This is a genomic window from Flavobacterium azizsancarii, from assembly GCF_027980145.1.
Classification (GTDB): Bacteria; Bacteroidota; Bacteroidia; order Flavobacteriales; family Flavobacteriaceae; genus Flavobacterium; species Flavobacterium azizsancarii.
On the sequence record NZ_JAMZNK010000013.1, the window covers coordinates 51147 to 77827 of the forward strand.

A 26681-nucleotide genomic window follows, 5' to 3' on the forward strand; every position below is an offset into this window, starting at 1 on the left:
GGAAACCTTTTCTATCGTTTTTACTATTTAATTATTCCTTTTTGGATATAATTTAAATTAAAATCAAAAAGGTGTTTGTTGTAAAATACAAAAGACAATAACATAAGGTGTTATTGTCTTTTGCAAGTCTTTGATTTTTGTTATTATTTCTTGTTGTAAACTAAAAGAGCTTCCTTTAAAATGTTTACAGCAGTAATTAAATCTTTTTTGTTTAAGACATAGGCAATTCTTACCTGATTAAGTCCCATCCCCGGTGTCGAATAAAATCCGGCAGCAGGAGCAACCATTACAGTTTCTCCGTTCAGGTCATAAGTTTCAAGGAGCCATTGTGCAAAATCATCGGCATTTTCTATTGGCAATTGTGCAATGCAATAAAATGCCCCTTTTGGTTTAGTGACAATAACACCTTCAATTTTATTCAATTCAGTAATTAGTGTATCGCGGCGTCCTTTATATTCAGAGATTACTTCATCAAAATAACTCTGTGGTGTGTCTATTGCAGCTTCGCAGGCAATTTGCTCAATTGTAGGCGGGCTTAAACGCGCCTGGGCAAACTTCATTACTGTAGACAGTACGTCTTTATTTTTTGTTACCAGACAGCCAATTCTTGCGCCACACATACTGTAACGTTTAGAAACTGAATCGACCATGATGACATTTTGCTGTACATCTTCAAGATTCATTACAGAAAAATGAACATCATCTCCATCGTATAAAAACTCACGATATACCTCGTCAGCAATTAAATATAAATCGTGTTTTTTAATTAAACCTGCTAGTTGTTTAATTTCTGCTTCTGAATATAAATAACCCGTTGGATTACCGGGATTACAAATTAATATCGCTTTTGTTTTTGGTGTAATCAATTTTTCAACCGTCTCGATACTTGGCAAAGCAAAAGCACTTTCGATAGTCGAAATTACAGGAACTACAGTTGCGCTCGTAGAAGAGGCAAATGCATGGTAGTTCGCATAAAAAGGTTCAGGAATAATAATTTCATCTCCCGGATCTGTAATTGTGGCTAATGCAAACAATAAGGCTTCAGAGCCACCAGTAGTAATAATGATGTCTTCTGAGTTAACATTTACGTTTTGACGCTGGTAAAAATTTGCTAATTTTTTTCTATAACTTTCATATCCGGCAGACGGACTGTATTCTATAATAGTTAAATCAATATTTTTTACCGCCTCGATGGCCACTTCGGGTGTCTTGATATCCGGTTGACCAATGTTTAAATGATACACTTTTTTTCCTTTTTGTTTTGCAGCATCTGCAAAAGGAGCAAGTTTGCGTATCGGTGATTCGGGCATGTTTCTGCCTTTGTGAGAAATTGTTGGCATGAGTTTTATTATTGAAGTGCAAATTTGCGTTTTTTTTTCGAATTTAACGTAAACATTACGGGTACTTATTAAAATGTGTCAAATATCAATATTTTTAGTAATTTTATCATAAAATATTATCAATGAAAAAATATTTTATAGTGTTTTTTGGGCTTTTAACATCTTTTACGCTTTTAGCCCAAGGTGATTTCTTAATCGAAAACCGCAATAAGAAGGTTACTATTCCTTTTAAGCTGATTAATAACCTTGTTTTTATTCCTATAAAAGTAAACGGCATTGAATTAAACTTTCTACTTGATTCCGGCGTCGAAGAAACAATTTTGTTCAGTATGGAAGAAAGACAGGAAGTGAGTTTTAAAAACATTGAAAAAATAAAACTGAGAGGATTAGGGAGTGAAGTAGAAATCGAAGGATTAAAATCGACCAATAATATTTTAGAAACGCATGGTTTAAAGTCAGGAAATCATTTGGTGTATATAATTTTAGATCAAAGCTTCAATTTGTCTTCACATATTGGGATTCCTGTAAACGGTATTATAGGTTACAAATTTTTTAAAAATAATATAGTAGAGGTCAATTATCAAAAAAAGAGAATTGTAGTTTATCTTAATAATGAGGAAACTCGTAAAAGGCTGGATAAGAAGTTTAAAGCAATTCCCATAACTATCGAAAGATCTAAGCCCTATATTTATGCCAAAGCAATTGTAGATACAGTTACCATACCTGCAAAACTACTTATTGATATAGGAAATAGTGATGCTTTTTGGATTTTTGAAAACAATAAAATTAAGTTGCCTAAAAAGAATTTTCCTGATTTTTTAGGAAAAGGTTTTAGTGGAGATATCGAAGGGCATCGCGCTAAAATTGATAATTTTTTAATTGCCGACTTTAATTTTAAAAAGCCAATTGTATCATTTCCGGATTCAAGTTCTATCAAGAACGTAAATATGGTTCCGGATCGGATTGGGTCTGTTGGGGGGGAAGTTCTAAAAAGGTTTACAGTGGTTTTAGATTATGCGGATAAGAAGTTATATCTTAAAAAAAACAATAAATTTTCAGAACCCTTCACATATAATAAAAGTGGAATTACCATTCAGCACAACGGACTGCAATGGGTGCAGGAAACAGTTCATTTAGAAATGGTAAAAGTTGCGACGACTTTAGAGGAAGTTCAAGCTGATAATAAAAAAGATGGGGAGTTTAAATATAAGTTTTCCTTAAAACCTGTTTATGAGATTGTAAATATTCGTAAAAATTCTGCAGCAGAAAAATGCGGTTTGCAAAAAGGGGACATTATAGTGAGTATCAATAAAAATGTTCCCTATAAATATTCATTGCAACAGATCAATACACTTTTAAAATCAGAAGAAGATATTTGGATTAATCTCGAAGTAGAAAGAAATAGTGTGATTTTAAAATTCAGATTTAAGCTTGAAGATGAGTTGTAAAATACTTATTCATAATTGTTTAAGATTTAAACAAAATTATCTGTGATTAATGTATATTTTCGGAATTGATTAAATTTTGTGAAAATTTGACTATTAAATCATGTTTTTTGATGTATGAACATTATTATTTTATTATGTTTATCGAAAAATAGCATTTTATGATCAAAAACTACACTAATTTCTTACGATTTGTATTGTTTTTTGTTTTTTTATCGGTTTTACCTTCACAAATGGCTGCACAATGTGCAGGGAATGATGCACAAAAAATAATTTGTGATATTCAGGATCCAGCTAATAAAACCCTTTCTTTATTTTCATTATTAGACGGTTCTCCTACTGCAGGAGGAAAATGGTCTGACGATAATAACTTTAGAGGCCTGGACTCAATTACAGGAAATCTAAACGCACAACTTATTAGAAAAGGTGGTGTTTATCATTATACGTATACTGCTCCCGATGTTGCAGGATGTGTAGATAATAAATCGACTATAACTCTTACTATTGGCGCTTATGCAGGAATTGGTTCTAAAGCTACTGTATGTAGTGAAGCGGGAGGTTTTAATCTTTTTACGGCATTTGATAGTACAGTTATGGGACCACATGAAAACGGAATCTGGAGAGATGCTTCAGGGAGAATTTTAGGATCGTCCTTATTAGAAATTGGAAAAATAGAAGAAACAATAACCCGTAAATTTACGTATGAAGTGCCAGTCGTGCCAGAGTGCCCGTTAACACCACTCGTTACAACTGTATTTGTAACTATAGTAAGGACACCTGAACAGGGAAAATCAATAGAATTACGATTATGCGGTACTACTGATCTGGACGGTTACACTAACTTTGATATGTTCGAACTGCTTACAGGTGAAGATCCTGACGGTGTTTGGAAGGGTCCTGATATCACGTCAAGATCCGATCATAATATCAATCTTAAGCAATTGTTTGATACCTACGGTGCGAGCCAATATAATTATGAGTATACTGTTTTTGCCGTTCCTAACCAGAATGTTTGTAAAGATAAAACTGCCTATGTAACTATTACGCTTGAAAAAAAGATTGATTTTACAGGTACAAAAATTGCTATAGCTAAGGATATTTGCGAAAGCGATATTGCTACTGCTGCTTATTCTGCAAAAATTACGCAAGGACCTCAGAATATTCCCAATGGAGAATATAAAATTACATATAGTGTTGCAGGACCAACTGGAGGATCAGAAAGTATAACAGCAAATTTCATAAACGGAATAGCTAATTTTCCAATCGAATCTTCTTATTTTAAAAGAGTCGGTAAATATACTGTAACTGTTACAAGCATTATCCCGTTAAGTGGCAAAGGATTATGTGCCAATATGTTTAGTCCTTTTTCTTCTGATTTAAATATTTATCCGTTGTCGCGTTTAGATAATGCTGTAATAACCGCCAGTCCAGTTTGTCAAAATAATAATGCAACAATTCAAATTTCGAATGCAACTCAATTAACGGATGGTGATTATCGTATTGTTTACAATATCAATGGCGATAATTTAGCGACAGCGCAAACGGCAAATATTAAGGCTGTGGGTGGTAAAGCAACTTTTGAAATCCCTGGAAACTTAAACGCAAAAAGCGGATTGTCTGTAATTACTATTACTACTATCACCAATATTACAAACCCAACTCCGCAATGTAGTAATACAGCAAATGTTATTGGCAACCTGACTATTAATCCTTTGCCTGCCGCTGCAAATATAAAAATAGTAGTCAATGATAATTGTTTAAACGGAGTGTTTACCGCTGTAGTTTCAGGATTAGAAAATTTAGCCAAAGCAAAACTTTCTTATTTGCTTTTAGAGAGTAATCCTTCCGTAGAACAAAACGTGGATTTGAATGTTTTAAACGGAAATGCCAGTTTTGTAATTCCATCAAATTTACTTGTAAACACAGGTTCTACTACAATCTCGATTACTTATGTAACAAATGATGCAACAAGTTGTGGTAGTACTTTGGTAAGTGTATTAGATAGTTTTATAATAAATTCTATTCCGGTCGCGCCAATTGCCGGAAATCAGGAATTTTGCAAAGTCGACAGAGCGACAATTGCAAATTTAACTCCACGGGGTTCTCAATATAAATGGTATAGTTCTGCAACGTCAACAACGTCGCTTGCTGATAGCTATGTGTTGAAATCAGAAGATTATTATATAAGAGAAACTTCTCCTGCAGGTTGTACATCAGCACCTAATATGATTTCTGTTGTGGTAAATGATGTACCGGCTCCCATTTTGAATCCCGGAGGTGCAGATTTTTGTGGTTTGAAAAATCCAACTGTTGCTGATTTATCAAAAGCTACCAATGTGGCTGCCAGCGTTGCCTGGTATGATGCTGAAAATAATGGAAATTTACTGACTTCGACAACATTATTGGTTCATAAAGCGACTTATTACGGATTTGATCTTTCGGCCTTAACAGATTGTATTTCTGATAATAACTTAGAAGTTATAGTCTCATTAATCGATTGTGATCCGGGAGAATATGCTTTTTTTATTCCTGACGGATTTTCACCAAACGGAGATAATGTAAACGATACTTTCAGGATTCCTGATATTGAATTTTTATATCCGGATTATACGATTGAAATTTTCAATAGATACGGAAATGTAATGTTTAAAGGAAATGCAAATACAGCCAATTGGGACGGAAGAAATTCTGAATCGGCAGGTTTTGGTGACGGAATAGCGCAAAATGGAGTCTATTTTTATATTGTCAATTTTAATAAAGACAATAGAAAAGCGCAACAAGGCCGACTTTACCTAAACCGATAATTTCTTTTTATATTATTTAATATAATTTTCAAATGAAAAAAATAATACTCTTTATATCTTTTCTCTTTTATATAACATCAGCCTCAGCGCAACAAGATCCGGAATATACCCATTATATGTACAATATGAGTGTTGTAAATCCGGCCTATGCAACTGGAGTTCCTGCAATGTTAAACCTTGGTGGATTGTACAGAACGCAATGGGTGGGCGCTGTTGGTGCTCCAAAAACATTTACTTTTTTTGGGCATACTGCTGTGACTGATAAAGTCGAGGTAGGTTTGTCATTAGTTTCAGATGATATTGGTGACGGCGCTAAAAAGGAAAATAATTTCTACGCTGATTTTGCTTATGTCTTAAATTTAGGCGGAAAAAATAAACTTTCGTTAGGGCTAAAGGCAGGTTTTACTTCGCTTCAAACCAATTTTAACGGATTTAAATTTAGTGATGCGGAAACAGATTTGGCTTTCGCCGATAATATAAACGTGACCAAACCAAACATTGGAGTAGGTGCCTATTATTTTAGGGATAACTTCTACGTAGGATTATCAGCGCCAAATTTATTAAGTTCAAAACACATCGAAGAGAAATCAGGGATTAATGCTTACGGATCAGAAGCAATTCATACTTTTTTGACTGCAGGATATGTTTTTGAGATCAATGATATGGTAAAGTTAAAGCCGGCGTTTATGTCAAGGTTTGTATCAGGCGCTCCAATTTCTGTAGACCTTACAGCCAATGTTTTGTATAATAATAAGTTCGAATTAGGTGCTGCTTACAGAGTAAACGATGCCGTGAGCGCTTTAATGAATATTAATGTTACGCCGTCGCTTAGAGTTGGTTATGCGTATGATCATACACTTTCGAATATGGGGCAGTTTAATTCCGGAACACATGAAATTATGCTGCTTTTTAATTTGGATTTATTAGGAAAAGGATATGATAAATCACCAAGATTCTTCTAAAATGAAAAATATGAAAAAACTATTCGTTATTATATTCGTATTTTCAATACAGTTTATAAATGCTCAGGATCTTGAATTGGCAAGGGCAAAAAGATTTTTTGACAAAACTTATTATAGTGAAGCAATTGTTTTATATGAAAAGTTGATTGAGAACAAACCTTCACAGGAAGTTGTGAAAAATCTTGCTGACTCTTATTTTTATACCAACGATTTGATAAAAGCGCAACGCTATTACAGACTTTTAATTCAAAATTATAATACTGATTTAGATCGAAATTATTATTTCAGATATGCGCAGACTTTAAAAGCAAGCAATAGTTATGAAGATGCAAATTCGGCTTTGAAACAATATTATGCAAAATCTGCAAATGCTAATGATATTGCTAATTTTGAAAAAGAGATTAAGATATTAGAAAATGTTTCTGCAATCGGGCAACGATTTGATATTAAAAATTTAGCCATCAATACACCAAATTCTGAATTTGGAGCTGTAAAGTATAATGATAATCTGGTTTTTGCAGGCGTAAAACTCAAACCGGGATTGTTTGATAAAAAGTTCAAATGGGACAATGAAACCTATTTGAATTTAGTCGAAATTCCGATAAAGAATATTAATTCAGCCGATTCTATTGTACATTATTTTGCTAAAGAATTAAAAACGGGAATGCATGAATCCAACGCTGTTTTTACAAAAGATGGCAAGACAATTTATTTTACGCGAAATAATTCTAAAAAAGGAAGCAAGAAAACAGACGATAAAAAAATCTCAAACCTTCAAATTTTTAAAGCTGAATTGATTAATGGAAAATGGGTAAATGTTGTATCACTACCATTTAATAGTCCTAATTATTCAGTAGAACATCCAGCTCTGAGCACTGATGAAAAAGTACTGTATTTTGCTTCAGATATGCCGGGAACATTTGGTTCTTTCGATATTTATTCAGTCAATATTAATAAAGGAGCATTTGATACACCCAAAAACCTGGGGCCTATTATTAATACAGATAAAAGAGAGCAGTTTCCTTTTGCTTCGTCAGATAACAAACTTTATTTTTCTTCGGATGGGCATTTAGGATATGGATCTCTTGATGTTTTTGTTTCGGAAATTAGCGGAAATGAATATTCGAAACCTGTAAATATAGGTTTGCCATTAAACTCAAATCGCGATGATTTTTCGTTTATTATAGATACAAATACTAAAGAAGGTTTTTTTGCATCGAATAGGGAAGGCGGAAAAGGGAGTGACGATATTTATTGGTTTAAAGAAACTAAAGAATTGATTGTAGAAGATTGCAAACAGTTTATTGCAGGAACGATTACAGATATTGATACTCATTTATCTTTAGAGAATGCAATTGTAATCTTGCAGGATACTGATAAAAAGACTTTGAAGACAGTTACTACAGCAGCAGACGGAAAATTTAGTTTTACAGTTTCTTGCGAGAGTTCGTTTACGGTTTTGGCTTCTAAAGAAAAGTATACTAGCGAATCGAGATCATTATCTTCTGGGAAAACCAGAAACGCAAGCAATGATGCTTCGATGGCATTGAAATCTGTTGAGATTATAAAATTAGAACAACAGCAAATTGCAGAAACAAAAAAGAAAGAGGAAGAACTTGAAAGAGGACGTAAAAAAGAAAGGGAAGCATTAGATGTTATTGCGTTAAAAGTAGCGCAGAAAAAAACGAAAGAAGATCAGATTGCAGCAGCAGAAATAAAGAAGAAAGAAAAAGCTGAAGAAGCTGCAGCAACAGAAATCAAGAAAAAGGAAAAAATAAAACAGATTTTAGTAGAAGAAAAGGACGTTATTAAAGACAACAAAGACAGATTAATCATAAAAACGGATCCTATTTATTTTGACTACAATTTATGGTACATCCGTAAAGAATCTAAAGTTATTTTAGGTCGTGTTGTAGCATTAATGAAGAAATATCCTGACATGGTTATCGAAATAGGATCTCATACAGATTCTCGGGGAAATGAAAAGTTTAATGAAAATTTGTCTCAAAAACGAGCTAATTCAACCAGGGATTTTATCATAGAATTAGGGATTAATGCAAAGAGAGTTCAGGCAAAAGGTTACGGAGAATCTGTGCCTATCATAAAATGCAAAACAGATGATGCCTGCTCAGAGGAAGAGCACGAATTAAACAGAAGATCTGAATTTGTTATTAAGAATTTATAGACTTCTTTTACTTACAATAAGTTAACCTAAAAGTCCTGAAACCCGATTTCATTAATTTAAGTTTTTAGAAAATAAAATTATTGCAAATCAAATCTGTTTTTTATCTGCGTTTTTACGAAGTAAATCTGTTTTATCCGCGTCAAAATTAGACGCTGATTTTACTGATTCGCTAAAGCGAAAACGCTGATAAAAATGGATTTTTCTAATTACTTTCTTGATTAAACGGTTAAATAATTTTCTTGATTTCTCATTAACTTAATGACATTGCCCGAAGCCTCGGGATTAAAACTTGTTAGTTTTTTAATTTTAATTCAGAAGTCTTTTTTTTAGCTTCTTTTTTATTTAACTTTATAAGATAACAACGAACCTAAAAAATAATCTATGAAAAAGTTAGTCATATCTTGTTTGCTTTTGTCTTTGATTGGACTGCAAAGCTGTAAAAATGATGAAAAACAAAAAAAAGAAGCTGAAGCTGCTCAGGCCGAAGCTGAAAAAGTCGTAAGTACAGAATGCTATAAAGCGGTGTATGAAAAAGATACAATCGATTTAAAATTAAATACTTTAAAGAACGGTAAAATTGGAGGGGATATGGTAATGAAAGTTGCTAATGCGCCAGAGAAAATAGGAGAACTTAAAGGAGAATTTAAAGGAGATACATTATTTGTAGATTATACTTTTAAGGAAAAAACAAATAAAAATCAGACGTTCAAAAATCCGATGGCATTTTTAAAACGTGACAACCAACTTATTTTAGGAAACGGAACCATGCAAACTACGATGGGCGTTACTTATTTGGTAAAAGATAAACCTATCGATTTTGATCGTGTAAAATATAAATTTTCAACTTCTGAATGCGTTGAGAAAGCACAAAACTAGCCACAATCTTGTTCATTTCGACAGAGGAGAAATCACACAAGTAATGCTGTTACTAAAAGTTTTAGAACTTTGACAAAGATTTGACAATTTAGATACTCACTATCTATAAGCAAACCCAACAGATTTCAATAACCTGTCGGGTTTAATTTAAAATATAGTTACAAAAAAAGCCGTTCCTTTTAAGAACGGCTTTTACTATTTTTAGATTTTTGTTTTGTTATAAAACTTCACCTTTGATTTTTAAGGCGACTCTACCATCAGGGTAGTTGACAGCATTGGTTTCAACGGTAATTGTTTTGCGAATTGGACCGGAAGCCATGTTGTATTTTACATCAATTTTACCTTTTTTACCGGGCATTACTGCTGCTGCGGGTTTGGTGACTACTATAGAACTTACTGTAGATTCTGCGCCGGTTACTAAAAGCGGTGCATCTCCTGTGTTTGTAAATTCAAAAGAGCGAACTCCGTTGTCACTTTTTGAAATTTTACCATAATCAATGGTATTGTCTTGGGCTGCAAATTCAATTTTTGGGCCGTTTTGTGCATAACCTATTGCGCTAAACAATACGACAGCAATAAAAGAGGCTACATTTTTCATTTTGAAATTGTTTTTAAGTTGTAAGTAAATATACATTCTTTTAATTAACACACAAATTATTAATTCTCTTTTTATAGTGTACTTAATTATTTACTTTTGCTGTCAAATATAATTACAAAAATTGAACCAAGTTTTTGTTTAATTGTTTAAATGTTAATTTGTTTAATCAATTGAAGTTCTGTAAATTTTGTTACGGACGCAAAAAAACAAACAGTTAAACAAATCCACGGTTAAACAATTAAAACGAATTAACGATTAAACATATCTATAATAAATGAGTATTCCAGCACAATTTGACGCTAAGACGATCGAGAATAAATGGTATGATTACTGGATGAAAAACAACTATTTTCATTCAGAACCAGATCATAGAACACCTTATACAATTGTAATCCCGCCACCAAATGTCACTGGAGTCTTGCACATGGGGCATATGCTGAACAATACCATTCAGGATGTTTTGATTCGTAGAGCACGTCTTAAAGGTTTCAATGCTTGTTGGGTTCCGGGAACGGATCACGCTTCTATTGCAACTGAGGCCAAAGTTGTAGCAAAATTAAAAGCAGAAGGAATCAATAAAAATGATTTAACCCGCGAAGAATTTTTGGCACATGCCTGGGAATGGACAGATAAATATGGTGGAGTAATCCTGGATCAGCTTAAAAAATTAGGTGCTTCCTGCGATTGGGAAAGAACGAAATTTACTATGGATCCTGATATGTCAGCTTCTGTAATTAAGTCTTTTGTTGACCTATATAATAAAGGATTAATCTACAGAGGGTACCGTATGGTAAACTGGGATCCTGAAGCAAAAACAACTTTGTCTGACGAAGAGGTTATTTATGAAGAACAACAAGGAAAATTATTTTTCTTGAAATATAAAATCGAAGGTTCAGAAGATTTCTTGACTATTGCGACAACACGTCCTGAGACTATCTTTGGAGATACTGCTATTTGTATCAACCCAAATGACGAACGTTTTACTCATTTGAAAGGTAAAAAAGCGATTGTCCCTATTTGTGGAAGAGTAATCCCGATTATCGAAGATGAATATGTAGATGTAGAATTTGGAACCGGATGCTTAAAAGTAACTCCGGCGCATGACATGAATGATAAAGCGTTAGGAGAGAAACACAATCTTGAAATCGTTGATATTTTTAATGAAGATGCTACATTAAATAGTTTTGGATTGCATTACCAAGGGAAAGATCGTTTTGTGGTTCGTATCGAAATTGCAAAAGAATTAGAAGAAATTGGAGCTTTGGCAAAAACCGAAATCCACTTAAATAAAGTTGGAACGTCTGAAAGAACTAAAGCGGTAATCGAACCAAGATTATCAGATCAATGGTTTTTGAAAATGGAAGATTTAGTAAAACCCGCAATTAAATCTGTTTTGGTTGATGGAGATATTAAATTACACCCAAAACGTTTCGAAAACACTTACGCACATTGGTTAAACAATATTCGTGATTGGAATATTTCCCGTCAGTTATGGTGGGGACAACAAATTCCGGCTTATTATTACGGAGACGGAAAAGAAGATTTTGTAGTTGCAGAAACTATCGAAGAGGCGCTAGCTTTAGCTAAAGAAAGAACTTCAAACCTAAAACTTGAAACAAAAGATTTAAGACAAGATGTTGATGCTCTAGACACATGGTTCTCATCCTGGTTATGGCCAATGTCAGTTTTTGGCGGAATCATGGATCCTGAAAGTGAAGATTTTAAGTATTATTATCCAACAAACGACTTGGTTACAGGTCCGGATATTTTGTTTTTCTGGGTTGCCAGAATGATTATTGCCGGTTATGAATATGCTGGTGAAAAACCATTTACAAATGTATATCTAACAGGTTTAGTACGTGATAAACAACGTCGTAAAATGTCTAAATCATTAGGAAATTCTCCTGATCCTTTAGACTTGATCGAGAAATTTGGTGCAGATGGTGTTCGTGTAGGATTGCTTTTAAGTGCTTCTGCAGGAAACGACATTATGTTTGATGAAGAATTATGTAATCAGGGAAAAGCATTCTCTAATAAGATATGGAATGCCTTTAAATTGATAAAAGGATGGGAAGTTTCTGAAACTATTCCACAACCGGAATCATCAAAAGTAGCCATCGAATGGTACGAAGCCAAGTTGCAGCAAACCTTAGTTGATATCGAAGATAATTTTGAAAAATACAGAATTTCAGATTCTTTAATGGCGATCTACAAATTGGTTTGGGATGATTTCTGTTCTTGGTTTTTAGAGATGATCAAACCTGCATACCAACAGCCAATTGACAAAGCAACGTTTGATAAAGCGATCGAAATGTTAGAAAGTAATTTAAAATTACTTCATCCTTTCATGCCTTTCTTAACAGAGGAAATTTGGCATTTAATTGCTGACAGAACTCCTGAAGAAGCTTTGATCGTTTCGACATGGCCAGAATTAAAACCTTTTAACGCAGGTTTAATTACTGATTTTGAAAGTACTATTGAAGTAATTTCAGGAATCAGAACCATTAGAAAAGATAAAAATATTCCGTTTAAAGATGCTATCGAATTAAAAGGAATCAATAGTGAGAGTCTTACAACTTACTTCGATACAATCGTAACGAAACTAGGAAATATCTCGGCTTTCGAATATGTTTCTGCTAAAGTAGACGGAGCATTGTCTTTTCGTGTAAAATCAAATGAATATTTCATTCCAATTTCAGGAGGAAATATTGATGTTGAAGCTGAAATTGCAAAACTAACTGCAGAGTTGGTGTATACGCAAGGTTTCTTAAAATCAGTTCAGTCAAAATTATCAAATGAAAAATTTGTTGGTGGTGCACCGGAAAAAGTTTTGGCTAACGAAAGACAAAAAGAAGCTGATGCTTTAGCAAAAATCACTACTATAGAGCAAAGTATTGCTGGATTGAAATAAGATCAGTTTTACTTTTTAGATACAAACCCGACATGTTTTTTTGAATGTGTCGGGTTTTATTTTGTATGAATATTTTCTGTCACGAATTCACGAATTAAAATTTTGACGATTAAAAACAAAAAAACTCATTTAACGATAATAAATGAGGTTTTGTATTAAAGTCCAAAAGCTTCTTCTATTCTTCAAAAAGGTAGAAAAAGCCCTGGCAGATTAAAATCTAATTCAAATTTTTAGAACTTATATCTTAAGCTTGTCATTACCTGACGTGGTGCAATTGGATTCACACTATAATTTTCGTGAACCGTATAATTCAATTCGTTTGTAATGTTTGATAATTTGCATAATATTGAGATCTTTCTCCAGGTATATCCTGCAGATATATCAATTGTTGTGTAAGCTTCTAAAGGAATTTCTCTATCATTGATAGTTTGAACTCCTGTAGTAGGGTTAATTACTATTAGGTTATTCCATCCACCGGTTCTTTTTCCGATATAATTACCTATTGCTCCAACAGAAACACCTTTAAGGAAACCATCTTGCAGCGTGTAGAAGAAACTTAAATTTGCCGTGTTTGCCGGTGTTCTTACTAAACGATCCCCTTCGATAAAACTTCCGTTTAATCCTGAAGTTTTTGTGTAGCGCATATCGTTGTAGCTATAACCTGCAATAATGTTCAAACCTTCAACTGGTCTTGCTGTAATATCAACTTCAACACCTTTACTTTTAGTTTCTCCACTTAATACTTTTACGTTTGTATCTGAGTTTGGCGTTCCGTCAGCTTTAAATTCAGCTGTTTGTGCCAGGTTGCTGTTTGTGATCTGGTATACTGTAACGTTTGTGCTCAATAAACCTCTCCAGAAATCTTTCTTGATACCTGCTTCGTATTGATCAATAATAGATGGTTTTATTGGTTGTAAATCAACAGTTGTTCCTGTGTTTGGCGTAAATGAGTTAGAATAACTTGCAAACAAAGACGTGTTTTTTGTTGGCTGATATACTAAACCTACTTTAGGAGAAAAAGCCTGATCTGTTAGTTTTTGTCCTTCTGCAACTGTAATTGGTGTTTTAGTATAATCAGTTGTTGTTGCTTGAGTTTCCTGCCATGACCAGCGTAATCCTGCTAAAACTTTAAATTGGTCTGTAATCGAGATTAAATCCTGAGCGTAAACCCCAAAACGATTCGAATCTGTATTTACAAGTTTAGTTGCATTTGCATTTGGGATATCCATACGTTGATTATCGTAAATAAGGTCATAAATATTTACGCGATCGTATGCATTTGTAATGAATTTTCCTTTAGCATCTTTTACCATTTTTTCATCAAAGGCATAAGTATAGGCTTGTGTAAATGAGTTTTCAAAATCAACACCGGTAAAAACCTGATGTTTCACTTTTCCAGTATAAAAAATCCCTTGTAAGCTCAATTGTTGTCCCATGATTTGCTCAAAGTTGTGATTTTGACCTAACGGACGAATGTAATCTCCATCTTTATAATTCGGGATCGTAATATCAATAGAAACACGTTCAGTTCCTTTAGAAGTTCTGTCATAGTTTTGGAATGAAGTATTGAAATTCAATTTCCAGTTATCATTAAAATTATGGTTTACTAAAGCAGAAATACTTGTTTGAGTTGTTTTTCCGTAAGACCAAAGTGCTCCTAAGTATTTGCTTCGTGGCACATCAGCAATTTCTTTACCAATAATTCCAGTTCCAAAATCCGGAGTCCAGTCATAACTAAGATAATCTCCTTGTAGTGTAATTTGAGTTTTGTCGCTTACTTTAAATAAAAACGATGGATTGATGTAATAACGTTCGTTTTTTACGATATCTCTAAAGCTTTCTGAGTTCTCATACGTACCTGTAAAACGAAAAGCAATGTATTTATTTAATGGCCCGTAGATATCAATTGATGGTTTATAAAAAGAATTGCTTCCCATTTGCATAGAAACTTCTCCACCTTTTGTAAACTGAGGTGTTTTTGTAACCATGTTCAGGATTCCTCCCGGAGCAACGTTACCGTATAATAAAGCAGCACTTCCTTTTAAGAATTCTACTTTTTCTAAAGAAGAAACTTCAGGCATAGATCCGCTGCTGAAACGAAAACCGTTTTTAAACATATTATTGGCACCCATATCATAACCTCTTGAAAAGAATGACTCCTGAGCACCACCACGAGCTGATCCTACATAAACACCATTTAGGTTTTTTACCACTTCACTAAGTCTGATAGCTTGTTGTTGTATGATAACATCATTTCCAATAATCTGAACACTTTGTGGCAAGTCCATTACTTTAATACCTGAACGAGCAGCTTCAATTGGCTTTTTAGGTTTGTTTGTAGTAATTAAAACTTCATTAAGAGTTTCTCCCTTTTTGTTTTTTACAGTATCATTTACAGCCGAAGTATTTTCTGCAGCAGCGTACTCCTGACTATATGAGGCAAAACTAAGCAAGGATAAAGCGAGTAGTAAATTATATTTCATGGTATTTATTTAGATTGAATAAGAATAACTATTTTTTTTGCAAATATAAGGGCACATAGATGTTTTAACAAAATTTAACAAGACATTTTCTCGCTTAAATCTTTCTTAGTTTTTTATTAAGATTAGCTTAAGATTTTGCTATTCCGATTTTAATTCTTTATTAATAAAGAATAGTTCTAAATAATATTTTGAATTATGTCACGTCTTTGTACAAAAAAACCTTGTTAAGAGAACAAGGTTTTGAGTGAAGAAAAATTTCTTTATTTTTTAGCTGAAAAAAGCAGTTTGAAAATTATTTAACTGTAACAAAGTAAGTAGCCATTTTCCAGATTTCATCGTATTTTTTGCCATTGTGTTCTCCGGCAGCTTTCTCAGTATAAGCAAATTCTACCATATAATTTCCAGTCCAGATTGGTGTAAATGAAAATTGACCTTTGTCGTTTGTCCATAATTCTTTTTCCCAACCATTGGGAGCAATTACTTTTATTTTTTGCTCTTTTGCAGCAACACCTTCATATAATGCAAAACCATCAATTTTGACATTCTTTTTTGCTATGTCAGCATTTTCGCTAAACACACCAATAACATTATTGTTGGCAGTTGCATAATTTCCTGCAGTTTTATTTCCAACTACAACAGTAGCGCTTGAATTGTAATCTAAAACCATAGTTCCGTAAACATCTTTTACCTTGTGGTGCATTACAACAGTATAAACTCCATCTTCATCCGGAGTAAAAAACGCTTGATATTTATTGTCTAAAGCTTTTGAAGTAAGTTTTGTTTCCTTTTTTGAAGGAGAAACCAATACCAAAGTAAAGTCCTTCAAATCAGAGAACCATTTGTCTGCTTTTGTAATGTCATTATCTGAAAATTCTCCAAAATAAACTGAAATTTCCTGAGCTTTTCCTTTTGTTCCGGTAGCTTTGGTTTCGATCCAGAGAGCGTGAGCAAATAATTGTGGGGTGGCAACCAACATTAAAAGTAAAAATGCTATTGATTTTAAAGTTTTAGATTTCATAGGATGAAGTTTAAATTTTATTAATTAAAATATTTTTCACAAACTTAAGTCTTATTTAGAATAATTAAAAATAAAAACTTAAAAAAAGAGTAACAATACAATTTCGTTTGTTATAATCTTGACTTTTCTCCCAGATCAAAAGCACTTCTGGTCATGATAAATTAGCTTAGCATTATGCACGATGAAATGTAAAAAATCATTGTTTTCGAACATAGAATTTTATCTAAATAATTTGCACCTGTATCAAATTCTGAACTCTTTAATTGGTTTTGCAAAGACTTGATTTAATCTGCCTATTGCCATATTTTGTCAATTTTATTTTAGAATTTATTCAAAATAACAAGACAAATAATATTTTCGGGCTTTTATTAAAAAACATGAAAAGGGTAGAAGTTACACTTCAAAACCTTAATTTTGTAGCCTTATAAAGAAATGCTCTTCATGATTTTACCCTTTTTTAAAAAATTACAAAACACCCCCAGGGGATTCCGTATAGCCAACACTGTATTTTTTTTCCTTTCCGGATTTGGATATTCTTCGTGGGTCTCCCGAATTCCGCATATAAAAGCACAGTTGCATTTATCTGAAGCTCAGTTTGGAACTGTTTTATTTGCTTTTCCGATTGGTTTAATGCTCACAATGCCGTTTACAGGAAAACTATTAAATAAATACAGTAGTCGGTATGTGATGCTGTTAGGAGCCATCATGTTTAATATTGTATTGGCTTTGCCTGGTTTAGCTGCTTTTGTATGGCAATTGGTGATTATCCTTTTAATCTTTGGGGCATCTCGTAATATTTTCAATCTGTCTATTAATGCACAATCGCTTGAGGTTCAAAAATTATATCCGCAATCGATCATAACCCGTTTTCATGCCGTTTGGAGTATTGCCGTTTTTGCAGGAGCTGGTTTAGGATATGTTATGGTAACCAAGCATATTGCACCATCAGAACATTTATTGGGAGTAAGTATTTTTATGCTCGGTCTTACGGCTTGTTTTTATCCATTGAGTATTCATAATCAGCCTGTACCGGTAAAAAAGAAGTTCTTTTCGATGCCGGAAAAAAATCTGGTCAAGTTTGCCATAATTTGCTTTGTCTCTATGGCTTGCGAAAATACGATGTACGACTGGAGTGGGATCTATTTTGAAAATATACTGCACGCTTCTCCAAAGTTAACCAGTGCTGCATTTGTATTTTTCGCTACTGCGGTAACCTTAGGACGCTTGTTTGGCGATTATGGAGTGATGAAGTTTGGTACGAAACGAATCTTGCTTTACAGTGGTATTTTTATCACTGTAGGGTTTTTAGTTTGTTTTCTATTGCCTTTTATTTACCCAACAATTTTTGGATATGTATTAATTGGCGTTGGGGTTTCATGTGTGGTTCCGTTAGTATTTAGTATTGCCGGAAGATCGTCGAAACTAAGCAGTGGTTCTGCATTAACATCGATTTCTACTATTGGTTACCTTGGTTTTTTATTGGTGCCGCCAATGGTGGGGTTTATCTCTGAATACTTAAGTATGAAATGGGCGTTTTTGATCATGGCACTTTTAGGTATCCTGATGATTTTGATGGTGAATAAGATTGGGGAGAATGAGTAGTTTTTTTTTATCGACTTTTTTGCGCTGGACTAAAGTCCAGCCTTACAAAATGAATCGAACCGAAGGTTCTTTATATACTAGAGTTTGGTTGAAATTAGATTAATAAGAAGCTTTTATAAGTCTAATTATAATCCCGAAGTTTCAGACATTGCTATACTATAATCGATTCCTAAGAAATTTTAAGACTCCAAAAAAAGCCGTAGGCTCGACCAATATTCTAGGGCTGGACTGAAGTCCAGTTAAAAAAAATATCAAATTCGATTACGATTATGTGCATTAAAAAAAGTCAAATTAAATTATGATTATACGCGTCAAAAAAAGACTTCGTGAGATCATTATTTCTTAACCAAAACAAATTTTTCAGAACTTACTTTTCCATCTAATTTTCCTGAAATTTCTGCAGTCAAAGTATTATCAGCTCCTTTTGTGTAAGTGATTTTTTGAGGATAATCGTGTTTTGGATTTTCGAAAACCAATTGCTTGTCAGATTCGGCGGTTGAAGGAAATGCTACCGGTTTATCATCATTCTGACCTTTTACGGTTGCAAAATAAGTCAGTGTTTCTCCTTTTTGAGCTAAAACAATGGTTTCGAAATGCAAAGTATCTTTTCCTTTAATAAAATAAGAAGAGGCAGTAAAAGAGCTATCGTTAAGTCTTGTCCAGCTTTCTGTTATAACACCATCCGGAGATTTGTTTTCCCAGTTTCCGATAAGCCAATCTGCTATTTTGATTTTATCTTTTTCTACAGATTCTTTTTTTTGACAAGAAATAACGGTAACTAAAAGCATTAAAAGAGTAATTTTCTGAAACATATTTACGGTTTTTGATGTTAAATTGAGAAGCTAAGATATTAAAAAAAAGTTTGTCACGAATTGCACTAATTTCCACGAATTATTATTCAAATTGTAAATAGAAAACTCGCTATAAATTGAAATGATTTTATTTCACGCAGATTTAAAAAGATTTGAGCAGATTCTCACAGATTTATATAATTAAATCAAAATTAAATCTTTTTAAATCTGCGTAAAAAAAAATTCGTGCTAATTTGTGCAATTCGTGGCTAAAAAAATTATATACTCTCGCTCAATATAGCGTATACCAATTCCTTAGTAGGTTTTTGATTTTTTAGTTTTGCCCTAACATCATCAAAAGTCACTTTAAAATCACAACCCAGTTTATAATCTCCACAACCATAAGCCGTTTTTCCTTTCATGATCGTTCCTTTTTTACATTTTGGGCACGTTAAGGCATCAGAATCTGTTGTTGCGACAGGTTTGGCTTTTAGAGCTGTTTTTTTGACTTCTAATTTTAGTTTGTAGTTTTCTTCAAAACGAATCAAGCCTTCAACAATTCCTTCATCGGTTTTGAAACCTTTTATGTTTACGGTTGATCCTTTTTGAACCAATCTTAAATATTGGTTTTCGGATATTTTTTTCTCTGCAAAAGTATTCGGTAGTAAAAAATCACAACCTGCTTTATAGTTTCCACATCCGTAGGCTGATTTTCCTTTTATAAGAGTTGCTTTCTGGCACTTCGGACAAGTTTCAGCCAGAATTCCTGCAGCTTTCTTTTTTTCAACTTTCACTACTTCTTTTTGAGTAGCGGCAGCATGCGAAATATTAGCATGTCGGGTTTCGCTTCGTACTTCGGTAACCAAAGCCTCGACCATTCGCTTCATGTTTTTGATAAACGCTCCAGCGGTAAAAGTGCCTTTTTCGATATCTTTAAGCTGCTTCTCCCAGGAACCTGTCAATTCAGCCGATTTGATCAATTCATTCTGAATCGTATCAATAAGCTGAATCCCTGTTGGTGTTGGTAAAACCTGTTTTTTATTTCGAACAATGTACTGACGTTTAAAAAGTGTTTCGATAATATTCGCACGTGTAGACGGACGACCAATACCATTTTCTTTCATCAATTCTCGCAAATCTTCGTCATCTACTTGTTTTCCTGCAGTTTCCATGGCACGCAGTAAAGTTGCCTCCGTAAACTGATTGGGTGGTTTGGTCTCTTTTTCTAAAAACGAAGGTTCGTGCGGACCTTTTTCTCCCACAACAAAACTCGGTAACAAATCGGCTTCTTTTTCTTTGGCATTCGGGTCTTCAAAAACAACACGGAATCCTTTTTTTAGGATTTCTTTTCCGGTGGTTTTAAAGTGTACTTCGGCTGCTTTTCCAATTACTGTAGTATTGGCCACCAGACAATCATCATAAAAAACGGCAATAAAACGTCTTGTAATAATATCGTAAACCTGCTGCTGATTGTATTGTAAATTACTTTCTATTCCGGTTGGAATAATAGCATGGTGATCCGTAACTTTTTTATCGTTGAAAACCTTAGGTGATTTTTTAATCTTTTTTTCTAAAAGAGGTTGCGCTAATTCGGCGTATTTGGTTAATTTTTGCAAAATTCCCGGTACTTTCGGATAAATGTCATTGGGTAGAAAAGTCGTATCAACTCTGGGATACGTCACTACTTTTTGCTCGTACAAAGTCTGCACGATTTTAAGCGTTTCATCTGCCGAAAACCCAAACTTGGTATTGCAATATACTTGTAAACCCGTTAAATCAAATAGTTTAGGCGCAAACTCATTTCCGTTCTTTTTCTCGACCGAAACAATTTCGAATTCGCTTTCTTTGACTTTATTGGCTAATAATTCTCCATCTTCTTTTTTCAGGAAACGACCATCTTCATAACTAAAAAGGGTTTCTCTGTATAGAGTCTGTAATTCCCAATAGGGTTGAGGTTTAAAATTTTCAATTTCTTTCCAGCGATCTACAACCATTGCCAATGTGGGCGTTTGTACACGGCCAATAGACAAAACTTGTTTGTATCCACCATGTTTTACGGTGTATAATCGTGTGGCATTCATACCCAATAACCAGTCGCCAATGGCTCTTGAAAATCCGGCGTAGAATAAATTATCGTAGTTTTCAGAGGGTTTTAAGTTTTCGAAACCTTCTTTTATCGCTTCGGTTGTTAAGGACGAAATCCATAAACGCTGTACTTCGCCTTTGTAATTGGCTTCGTTCATAACCCAACGCTGAATCAGTTCTCCTTCTTGCCCGGCATCCCCGCAGTTAATGACCAACTCGGCTTTGTCGAATAAGCTTTTTACAATTTTGAACTGTTTTTGGATTCCTGAATTCTGAACTACTTTGGTTTCGAATTTCTCCGGAAGCATAGGTAAGTTGTTCAAATCCCAGCTTTTCCAGTGCGGTTTATAGTCGTTTGGTTCTTTTAAGGTACATAAATGCCCAAATGTGTAGGTCACCGCATAACCGTTTCCTTCAAAATATCCATCATGTTTGGTATTGGCTCCCAAAACGGATGCGATTTCGCGTGCTACACTTGGTTTTTCAGCAATACAGACCTTCATTTTTCTCCTTCTTATTTGAATGCGAAATTAGGGATTTAGAAATTGGTATTGAAATTATATAGGGACAAAGTGGCAAACAGGCAAAGGGACAAAGGTTTTTTTAATCGCGCAATCCTGATAGTTATCGGGAGCAAAGACGCAATTTTTTTTCTTTATTTCACGCAGATCGTGCAGATTAAGGCAGATTTAAATTTGATTATATAAATCTGCGAGCATGTGCTTCAATCTTTTTAAATCTGCGTGAAAGAAAACTTTAATCTGTATAATCTGTGTGAAGTGATTTTTTTTCAATCTTGCCAAAAGGAATATTTCTTTGAGTATTTGTTTATTCTTCTAAAATATATTCAAAATTGCCATATGCCGGGATTGTTAGAATTCCATTTTTGTTCATTTCGTTTGTCGATTGTGTATAAATGAAATGATACCGCCAAATAAAAAATTCTTCAAAAGAGATCTCTTTGTTGTAACCTAATTTTACATAGGTCTTTTTGCTGATTTCGTAATATTATTTTCGATCGAGGCAGTTTTCAGATTGTTTCTGTTATTGCCATAAACACTGATATATTTATTATCAATTTCCTTCGTTTGATTACCGTAAATTCCAAAAGATTCAATTTGCGAATTTGTATTTTCGCTGATTCTGAAATAATAATGGTTTCCATTTCTTAAAGGCCTGTTGTTTTGTTTAAGAAATTCTTTTTCTACATTATTAATTTGCCAGGAATCCAGTAAGACATCACTTAAAATAAGAAAGGACCATTTTTCAAAACTTTCAGTTTTTGAAATTGCCGTTTTTTCGAATAACGATTTTATTTCCGGTAATTTTTTAAAGATTGATTTAGTTATTTTTTTTGAAATTGGTTTTGCATATTTATAAAGTAACTCTCCGTCTTTTGCATCAGAAATAAAAACGGTGGGTTTGTATTGATTATTGATCTTATGAAGCCAATTTTTAGATTCTAAAAAGGCGATTAACTTTGACATTTTTTCATCATCAAACTTTGCGAAATCTTGAAAATTGTTTAGGGAGAAACCTTTATGAAGCGCAAATAAAAGCTTATCTAAACTATCTTTTTGTACTTCAAAATCAGGAAAATTGTCTCCTCTCGAAATCATAGATTCTTCAATTTTTATTTTGAAAATTCCATCAATCTTATTTTGAGATTTTACCTGTTTTGTAAATATTAGAAAAATCAGGATCAATAAGTTTTTTACTTTCATTAGTTTATTTGTTTTTACCACTAAGGCACTTTTTTTTATATTACGATCTCGAATCTCGATGGCTATCGGGATCAGAGACGCAAATATTCTTTATATTTTTTTTGAATTGGAGTTTTGGGATGCAATTGGAAGTGGTGGGATTAAAAGATATTGAAAATTAATCATGCAAAGGCTCGAAGGCGCAAAGTTTTCAAGCAGTTTTGTTAATCTTGCCGAAACTTAATTTTTTTCTGTGTTAAAATTTTGAACTTTGCGCCAAATTCTCAGATTACTAAGTTTAATATGCTTAAAATTTAATCGCCCAGAGTTGCAAAGTTTTTTGTTTTCGCGCAGATCGTGCAAATTAAGTCATATCTAATTTTGATTCTATAAATCTGCGACCATCTGCTTAAATATTTTTTTAAATCTGCGTGAAACAAAAAAATCACTTCAATCCTTTTAATCAGTGGCTTTAAATAAAACTTTACGCGAAATGTATTTTAAATCTTCTTTCTCCTATCCGTAAGATATTTTCGAATAGGGATATCGTAGAAAATCATTGTCAAATAGGCAACACCTAATAAAAGCAATGTTCCAATAAACATAATCAAAGCCAGTTGACCTGTTTCAGGTTTATATTTGGTGTAATAGTTGGCAAATATCCACATGGCTGCGTAATGCGTCATGTATAACGGATACGATATTTTTCCGAAGAAGATACATAGTTTTCTGAATACGGGCTTTAGAGTTGCTCCGGCGCCTAATACGATCAGTAATGGAAAATAGAGTAGTACTACAAAAGGTTCTGTTTGCCAATTGAAATCTGAAAAAGGGATAAAGAACGTTAAAAGCAATAATACAGATAAACCGATAAACCCCAGTTTTGATTTAATAATCCAATTGGAGCGGTAGATGAGCATTCCTGCTAAAAACGAGTACGAAATACGGGCACAGCCATCCCAAAAGGTTTCTCCGCTCCATCCGCCCATTAGGGAACCTCCCGCACGATGACTGACAAAACATATTCCTGCTGCTGCAAAAAGGGTTAATATAAAAAGGGAACGACGGCTTAGTTTGTATAGAAAAAGGGCATAAAAAATATTAGCCACATATTCCCAAAACAAGGACCAGCCAGGCGCATTTAAACCAAATAAATTGAAATAACGATCTGCCATTGCCGGAAACGGAATTAGAAAAACCGAAGCCAGAAAGATCAATATCACTTTGCCGGTTTCGTAGGCTTCAGGATGTCCGCCAAACGGGTCAAATAAAAAAGTCAACAAACCCAATACAGAGCCAAAAACAACCAAAGGATGTAATCTGATTAATCTTAATTTAAAGAAGTCGGTAAGTTTCATTTTGTCAATACGGTCATTGTAAGCGTAAGCAATAACAAATCCCGAGAGACAAAAGAAAAAGTCAACTGCGAGGAAACCGTGGGCGATAAAATTTTCTTTGGGAGGATAAACGATTTCCATAAAATGAAAAAAGACAATTGCCAAAGCGGCTACTCCTCTTAATCCGTCCAGGATTTCAAAATGTTGTTTTGGTTTTAATGTTTCGGTAGTGGTTTGGGGCATGTTTTTTGGCTTTTATTGATAGTGTGTCTTATAAAATATACTATAATCGTTTTTCGTACTTAATGTCCGTAATTTTCCCACTACTGTCATAAGTGGTTTCTTTTTTTTCTATTTCTGAGGTATAATCAATCTCTTGGCGTAAGGTTCCATCAGAGAAATTGTATTTCCAAATTCCTATTTCTTTTGAGTCGTTTGAGTAAGTTCCTTCAACTACCAAAATTTCATTTTTAGAAAAAACACTGAACTTACCAATTTGATTATTATGTAGATAATTCTCTTTGGATTTTATTTTTCCGTTTTCCCAATAAACAATTACTTCACCTTCCTTTTTTCCATTGATATAGTCTGTTTCAGAAATTAGTGTTCCGTTTTCATAATAATATTTTTGCAAAGCTTTCTTCCCATTTATATAGTTTAGGGTTTTCAGTATTTTTCCACTGTCGTAAAATTCTTTCCAAACACCTATTTCTCGATTATTTTCAAAATTCCCTGTTATTACCAGCATACCATTTTTTGTATATGAGTTCCATAAACCCTCTTTAGTGCCTTTGTCAGACATGAAACCTTTAACTTTAATTGCCGAACTGTTCTCATAATATTCTTTATAAACTGTAATACTTTTATTTTGAGCAAAAAGAGATGAAAAGTTAAAGAGAAGGAACAATAGTATTTTCATTTGTATATTTTTAAAATTATAGTTTTTTTTTAGATAATAAAACATATAATCCGTTTTGACAAAGATTGGTTTTTTCCGGTTACAAAAAAGTGCAATAATTTTTGTAGCTTTTTTATTTAGTGTTTTATTCTTGAGTATTTTTTAAATTCAGCTGAGCCAATGTTGTATGTTAGGTATTTTTAACAAGGATACCACCAATGCATAAAATATAATTTTCCATTTTTAATAAATAAATTTATGTATCCGTAATAAATATTATTTTCGTCCTCTCTTAACTGAATTACTTGTAGTTTTCCTTCTTTATATACATCCATATTTCCGATGCTTTTTGTTGCATTCGGAAATATTTTTTGTAAGTCACTTATTGGTATAGACGAGTTTAATTTGATTCCTTTAAACAAAATAAAATTATTTTCTGTAAATCTAAATTTATCAACGGCTACTTTGTCTTTTGTGTTTTCAAATCGTGAACCATCTTTATACAGATATTTATCTTCCATATCTGAACTTCCATCTTTGTTTTCGAAAATAGAAAAGCAAGGTCCCTCTTCTGATATTAATTTAATGCTGTCTGCTTTTCCAAATACTTCTTCAAATTCACTTATAGAAAAATATCTTTTTAATTTTCCGTTAAAAAGAATATCTTCTTCTTTCATAACTTCATTTAGGAAATCTTTAATAACAGTACTGTCGGATTTAATTTTAGTCTCATAAATTGTTTTTTTTACCTCTTTTGGATGGCCTGATTTTTCAACTGTTTTTGTATTCTTGTTATTACAAGAAAGACAGAATACTAAAATTGATATAAGAACAAGTGTTTTCATTTTGGTACTTTTTTTTTAAGCTGATGTACAGATTTTTAAATGTTTTTCTGTGGTCGGGAATTTATACAAAAGTTGCTATGTTACAGGCAAGCAATCTTTTATTATTTGGTAAAAAAATTGTCCCAAAGATCTTTTTGTTTTTTGTCACTGGTGTAAGGTTCTTTAAATTTCAATTTCAGTCCTTCAATTTCATTGATCGAATTTTCGTAATACTCAAAAGTCAGTTTTCCGTTTTCATAAGTATTTTGCTCGTGAGCCAGGATAATTTGTTTTATTGGAACTAACTTCTCGCTACGCCACTCATAAAGTGTTTTGGATTGATCCATATACCAGCTGCCTTCGTATGTTTCTTCGATTTGCTTTTTTTGTTTTTTTACTTCATAGTCAGTTGAAAACGAACCTGCATATTTGATCGTATTAGTTTTGTCTGAATAATAATAAATTTCTTTCCACGAGTTGCCATTCATGTTACTGGATGACGAAGTTACTATTTACCCACTAATAATTGCCTCGATAAGCTGTCTTTTTCGATTACATTTTTACCATAATAAAATGCGGAAGTGTCAGCTTTAGCTAATGCTAAAACACTCGGTAATAATTTATTAAGAATTTGCTTTGTTGTCTTTGTACTGTCATTTTTGTCTTGCAAAAAACTATCATTAGAGATTATTGCAACATTCTTTTTTTGTTTGTCAAGGTTATTACAAGCACAAAAAGCCAAAAGTAAAATGGTTGTAAGTATATAATGTCTCATTGTGTTTGTATATAATGATTTAGGTACTTTGCGATCAGTCAAAA

Annotated in this window: 19 protein-coding genes; 7 read left to right on the plus strand and 12 right to left on the minus strand. The window is 33.2% G+C overall.

Features of this window, described 5'->3' with window-relative positions; genetic code table 11:
• Positions 1–143: 143 nt before the first annotated feature.
• On the minus strand, positions 144–1340 hold the full coding sequence (locus NJT12_RS10300; protein WP_271335816.1) for a pyridoxal phosphate-dependent aminotransferase: 1197 nt from the start codon (positions 1338–1340) through the stop codon (positions 144–146).
• Positions 1341–1462: 122 nt separating this feature from the next.
• On the opposite strand from NJT12_RS10300, the gene NJT12_RS10305 reads away from it, so the two are divergent.
• The 5 genes from NJT12_RS10305 (at position 1463) to NJT12_RS10325 (ending at position 9612) form a co-directional block, all read left to right on the plus strand.
• Positions 1463–2788 (plus strand): PDZ domain-containing protein, encoded by a 1326-nt coding sequence (locus NJT12_RS10305; protein WP_271335817.1) that lies wholly within the window; start codon positions 1463–1465, stop codon positions 2786–2788.
• 158 nt (positions 2789–2946) lie between these two features.
• Positions 2947–5589 (plus strand): gliding motility-associated C-terminal domain-containing protein, encoded by a 2643-nt coding sequence (locus NJT12_RS10310; RefSeq protein WP_271335818.1) that lies wholly within the window; start codon positions 2947–2949, stop codon positions 5587–5589.
• Between the two features lie 32 nt (positions 5590–5621).
• On the plus strand, positions 5622–6551 hold the full coding sequence (locus NJT12_RS10315) for a PorP/SprF family type IX secretion system membrane protein (protein WP_271335819.1): 930 nt from the start codon (positions 5622–5624) through the stop codon (positions 6549–6551).
• A 10-nt stretch (positions 6552–6561) separates the two neighbouring features.
• A complete protein-coding gene (locus NJT12_RS10320) occupies positions 6562–8736 on the plus strand; it encodes an OmpA family protein (RefSeq protein WP_271335820.1) in 2175 nt (724 codons plus the stop codon).
• Positions 8737–9117: 381 nt separating this feature from the next.
• Positions 9118–9612: a hypothetical protein gene (locus NJT12_RS10325; RefSeq protein WP_271335821.1), complete on the plus strand. Its 495-nt coding sequence runs from the start codon at positions 9118–9120 to the stop codon at positions 9610–9612.
• Positions 9613–9829: 217 nt separating this feature from the next.
• Here the strand turns inward: NJT12_RS10325 and NJT12_RS10330 are convergent, their stop codons facing one another.
• Positions 9830–10210, minus strand: coding sequence for a DUF1573 domain-containing protein (locus NJT12_RS10330; RefSeq protein ID WP_271335822.1), 381 nt, complete (start codon positions 10208–10210; stop codon positions 9830–9832).
• A 274-nt stretch (positions 10211–10484) separates the two neighbouring features.
• On the opposite strand from NJT12_RS10330, the gene NJT12_RS10335 reads away from it, so the two are divergent.
• On the plus strand, positions 10485–13121 hold the full coding sequence (locus tag NJT12_RS10335) for a valine--tRNA ligase (RefSeq protein WP_271335823.1): 2637 nt from the start codon (positions 10485–10487) through the stop codon (positions 13119–13121).
• Positions 13122–13351: 230 nt separating this feature from the next.
• Here NJT12_RS10335 and NJT12_RS10340 read toward each other — a convergent pair whose 3' ends face one another.
• Both NJT12_RS10340 and NJT12_RS10345 read right to left on the minus strand, forming a co-directional pair.
• Positions 13352–15604: a TonB-dependent siderophore receptor gene (locus NJT12_RS10340; RefSeq protein WP_271335824.1), complete on the minus strand. Its 2253-nt coding sequence runs from the start codon at positions 15602–15604 to the stop codon at positions 13352–13354.
• A 292-nt stretch (positions 15605–15896) separates the two neighbouring features.
• Positions 15897–16622, minus strand: coding sequence for a hypothetical protein (locus NJT12_RS10345; RefSeq protein ID WP_271335825.1), 726 nt, complete (start codon positions 16620–16622; stop codon positions 15897–15899).
• Between the two features lie 441 nt (positions 16623–17063).
• Here NJT12_RS10345 and NJT12_RS10350 point away from each other — a divergent pair, with 441 nt between their 5' ends.
• Positions 17064–18224: an MFS transporter gene (locus NJT12_RS10350; RefSeq protein ID WP_271335826.1), complete on the plus strand. Its 1161-nt coding sequence runs from the start codon at positions 17064–17066 to the stop codon at positions 18222–18224.
• A 335-nt stretch (positions 18225–18559) separates the two neighbouring features.
• Here the strand turns inward: NJT12_RS10350 and NJT12_RS10355 are convergent, their stop codons facing one another.
• From NJT12_RS10355 to NJT12_RS10390, 8 genes are all read right to left on the minus strand, one after another.
• A complete protein-coding gene (locus tag NJT12_RS10355; RefSeq protein WP_271335827.1) occupies positions 18560–19036 on the minus strand; it encodes a DUF6265 family protein in 477 nt (158 codons plus the stop codon).
• A 257-nt stretch (positions 19037–19293) separates the two neighbouring features.
• Positions 19294–21603, minus strand: a complete 2310-nt coding sequence (locus tag NJT12_RS10360) for a type IA DNA topoisomerase (protein ID WP_271335828.1) — start codon at positions 21601–21603, stop codon at positions 19294–19296.
• A 474-nt stretch (positions 21604–22077) separates the two neighbouring features.
• Positions 22078–22824 (minus strand): hypothetical protein, encoded by a 747-nt coding sequence (locus tag NJT12_RS10365; protein WP_271335829.1) that lies wholly within the window; start codon positions 22822–22824, stop codon positions 22078–22080.
• A 479-nt stretch (positions 22825–23303) separates the two neighbouring features.
• Complete coding sequence (locus NJT12_RS10370; protein ID WP_271335830.1) at positions 23304–24383, minus strand: acyltransferase family protein; 1080 nt, start codon at positions 24381–24383, stop codon at positions 23304–23306.
• Positions 24384–24423: 40 nt separating this feature from the next.
• A complete protein-coding gene (locus NJT12_RS10375) occupies positions 24424–25059 on the minus strand; it encodes a toxin-antitoxin system YwqK family antitoxin (protein ID WP_271335831.1) in 636 nt (211 codons plus the stop codon).
• A 179-nt stretch (positions 25060–25238) separates the two neighbouring features.
• On the minus strand, positions 25239–25883 hold the full coding sequence (locus NJT12_RS10380) for a hypothetical protein (protein ID WP_271335832.1): 645 nt from the start codon (positions 25881–25883) through the stop codon (positions 25239–25241).
• Positions 25884–25984: 101 nt separating this feature from the next.
• Positions 25985–26350, minus strand: coding sequence for a hypothetical protein (locus tag NJT12_RS10385; protein ID WP_271335833.1), 366 nt, complete (start codon positions 26348–26350; stop codon positions 25985–25987).
• Between the two features lie 20 nt (positions 26351–26370).
• Entirely contained in the window at positions 26371–26637 is a 267-nt protein-coding gene (locus NJT12_RS10390; protein ID WP_271335834.1) for a hypothetical protein, read from the minus strand.
• Positions 26638–26681 lie beyond the last annotated feature (44 nt).

Bases quoted from the DNA above. Each gene is read 5' to 3' on its own strand.
- NJT12_RS10300 (WP_271335816.1), bottom strand. From the start codon at position 1,340: ATGCCAACAATTTCTCACAAAGGCAGAAACATGCCCGAATCACCGATA.
- NJT12_RS10305 (WP_271335817.1), top strand. From the start codon at position 1,463: ATGAAAAAATATTTTATAGTGTTTTTTGGGCTTTTAACATCTTTTACG.
- NJT12_RS10310 (WP_271335818.1), top strand. From the start codon at position 2,947: ATGATCAAAAACTACACTAATTTCTTACGATTTGTATTGTTTTTTGTT.
- NJT12_RS10315 (WP_271335819.1), top strand. From the start codon at position 5,622: ATGAAAAAAATAATACTCTTTATATCTTTTCTCTTTTATATAACATCA.
- NJT12_RS10320 (WP_271335820.1), top strand. From the start codon at position 6,562: ATGAAAAAACTATTCGTTATTATATTCGTATTTTCAATACAGTTTATA.
- NJT12_RS10325 (WP_271335821.1), top strand. From the start codon at position 9,118: ATGAAAAAGTTAGTCATATCTTGTTTGCTTTTGTCTTTGATTGGACTG.
- NJT12_RS10330 (WP_271335822.1), bottom strand. From the start codon at position 10,210: ATGAAAAATGTAGCCTCTTTTATTGCTGTCGTATTGTTTAGCGCAATA.
- NJT12_RS10335 (WP_271335823.1), top strand. From the start codon at position 10,485: ATGAGTATTCCAGCACAATTTGACGCTAAGACGATCGAGAATAAATGG.
- NJT12_RS10340 (WP_271335824.1), bottom strand. From the start codon at position 15,604: ATGAAATATAATTTACTACTCGCTTTATCCTTGCTTAGTTTTGCCTCA.
- NJT12_RS10345 (WP_271335825.1), bottom strand. From the start codon at position 16,622: ATGAAATCTAAAACTTTAAAATCAATAGCATTTTTACTTTTAATGTTG.
- NJT12_RS10350 (WP_271335826.1), top strand. From the start codon at position 17,064: ATGATTTTACCCTTTTTTAAAAAATTACAAAACACCCCCAGGGGATTC.
- NJT12_RS10355 (WP_271335827.1), bottom strand. From the start codon at position 19,036: ATGTTTCAGAAAATTACTCTTTTAATGCTTTTAGTTACCGTTATTTCT.
- NJT12_RS10360 (WP_271335828.1), bottom strand. From the start codon at position 21,603: ATGAAGGTCTGTATTGCTGAAAAACCAAGTGTAGCACGCGAAATCGCA.
- NJT12_RS10365 (WP_271335829.1), bottom strand. From the start codon at position 22,824: ATGAAAGTAAAAAACTTATTGATCCTGATTTTTCTAATATTTACAAAA.
- NJT12_RS10370 (WP_271335830.1), bottom strand. From the start codon at position 24,383: ATGCCCCAAACCACTACCGAAACATTAAAACCAAAACAACATTTTGAA.
- NJT12_RS10375 (WP_271335831.1), bottom strand. From the start codon at position 25,059: ATGAAAATACTATTGTTCCTTCTCTTTAACTTTTCATCTCTTTTTGCT.
- NJT12_RS10380 (WP_271335832.1), bottom strand. From the start codon at position 25,883: ATGAAAACACTTGTTCTTATATCAATTTTAGTATTCTGTCTTTCTTGT.
- NJT12_RS10385 (WP_271335833.1), bottom strand. From the start codon at position 26,350: ATGAATGGCAACTCGTGGAAAGAAATTTATTATTATTCAGACAAAACT.
- NJT12_RS10390 (WP_271335834.1), bottom strand. From the start codon at position 26,637: ATGAGACATTATATACTTACAACCATTTTACTTTTGGCTTTTTGTGCT.